2 protein-coding genes are annotated in these 1,960 nt (G+C 49.3%); both read right to left on the bottom strand.

Going from position 1 to position 1,960, the window contains the following annotated elements; genetic code table 11:
* Window positions 1-132: 132 nt before the first annotated feature.
* Complete coding sequence (gene ltrA / locus KDK18_RS05480) at window positions 133-1,380, bottom strand: group II intron reverse transcriptase/maturase (RefSeq protein WP_257253774.1); 1,248 nt, start codon at window positions 1,378-1,380, stop codon at window positions 133-135.
* 399 nt (window positions 1,381-1,779) lie between these two features.
* Window positions 1,780-1,960: hypothetical protein (locus KDK18_RS05475; protein WP_257253773.1), on the bottom strand; the 181-nt coding region annotated here is incomplete at its 5' end.

Genomic DNA, 1,960 nt, shown 5'->3' with positions numbered 1-1,960 from the left:
AAAATTTCTGCTCCGTCATTTCTTCGGATGCGACACTCGTCTTCTCTCATCGCAAGGTGAGTAGGCCGTGGGAACTACCCCCACAGCCCCTCCTAGAACGGAACGTGAGCCTCTCGACTCATTCCGCTCCCGCTAAACCATCGATCCCCTCATCCCTGCCCGCCAATGGGCAAACAAATAGCTGTGAGATTTGGCAATGTTTTCCATAAACCTGCCCGCTCTCGTCTTTCGTCTCTGTAGCTTTTTGTACTTGTGCCTCGCCCACCAGATCAACGCTTTGTTAACCTGTCGGAAGACTCTGTAAAGCTCCGATCGATAGAAACAACCGTAGTAATTGATCCAACCCGACAGGATTGGATTAATCCATCTGGCTATTTCAACAAGACTTAAATCTGTTCGCTTACGGATACCCAACATCCTGATCTTCTTGATCATTACCTTCTGCGCACCCCTAGCTGCTGGAGAGAAGCTGAGGAAAAGACTTTGTCGTTTCCTGTTCAGCACCCACCTCGGCCTGAAGGTGTAACTCAGAAAGTCAAAGCTGGTGTGTTGAGACTGCCCCTTACGAGAACCATCCTTGCAGTAGACAATTTTGGTCTTCTCAGGATGCAACTCAAGTCCACATTCTGCAAACCTGTCCCGTAGTGCCGACAGCATACCCTGAGCCTCTTCTTCACTTCGACAGTGCGCCAGCCCATCGTCTGCATACCTGCACCATTTCACATGCGGATAGTGCTTCTGCATCCATTTATCGAATACGTAATGGAGAAACAGATTTGCTAACACCGGACTGATAACACCTCCCTGAGGTGTGCCTTGTGTACGTTCTATACACTCACCACTCTCATTGATCATTGGCGCTTTCAGCCACCGCTCTACGTAGAGTAACAGCCATTTGCAGCGGGTGTGTTTGCTCACCGCTTTCATCAGCAATTCATGTGAAATGTTGTCGAACAGTCCTTTGATATCAAATTCCAGAACCCAGTCCTGATGCCAGCATCGTTTTCTTGTAACACGTATGGCATCAATTGCCGATTTACCCGGCCTGTACCCATAGGAATCCCTGAGAAAGAATGGTTCTACCAAAGGCTCAAAGTAGAGCTTGGCAACCATCTGGGCTATTCGGTCGGATATCGTTGGGATACCCAGTAACCGTTTTCCCCCTGACTTTTTGGGTATGGGGACCGCTTTGACAGCAGGAGGGAAGTAACTCCCTGCTGTCATGCGGTTCCAGATTTTGTATAGGTTGTTCTTTAAGTCTTTCTCAAACTCGGCCATTGACTCCCTGTCAATACCCGCTGCCCCTTTATTAGCTTTCACCAACTGATAGGCTTTGACGACTTGCCATTTGTCGATGTTGAATCGATGTGTACCTGTCACGATATCTCCTCCTGTTTTCGCAGTTGGATACCCGACAGATACCGTTTAACACTGCCCCTTCGCTCCATACTCATTACAAGTATTTCTACACTAATACGGGCAGTTCCGCCCCAGTGCCAGACATTGGTACTCTCACGCTTATCACTTTGATGACTTGCGTTTCTCCCTTGGCAGTCTGACGACTGGTTCCCACAGTTCCTGAGAGGAGCCTGGAATGAGATCACGCCCACTTTACACCGGACACCACTTACACGGCCTTCGGAGCAACCTGTAAATTGATCACCAACCTTAGACGCTGCTGGCTTTTGATGTCGAATCTCTGGTTTACGATGCGTCATCATGGGTTCGATAACTCGTCTTCTCATTCCTCACCTGCACACCTGATCGGTGCACGTCTCTTCAACGCTCACCACGAGCACTCTTAATGCACGCAGCTTGAAGTGGTTTGAAGCCGACTTCCGACAGTAGACTTCGGTGGGCCATACCACCATCTCCTCCCAAGCTTAGCCACAGTTCTGTTGCATTATCCTTATGCAGCCAGTCCGTGTGCCTGTGGCACACCATCGAGTTTCCAGTGAAG

The sequence above is a fragment of the Endozoicomonas sp. SESOKO3 genome, assembly GCF_024606255.1.
Note: the sequence above shows the minus strand (reverse complement) of the source record. Positions and strands in the feature narration are given on the sequence as shown.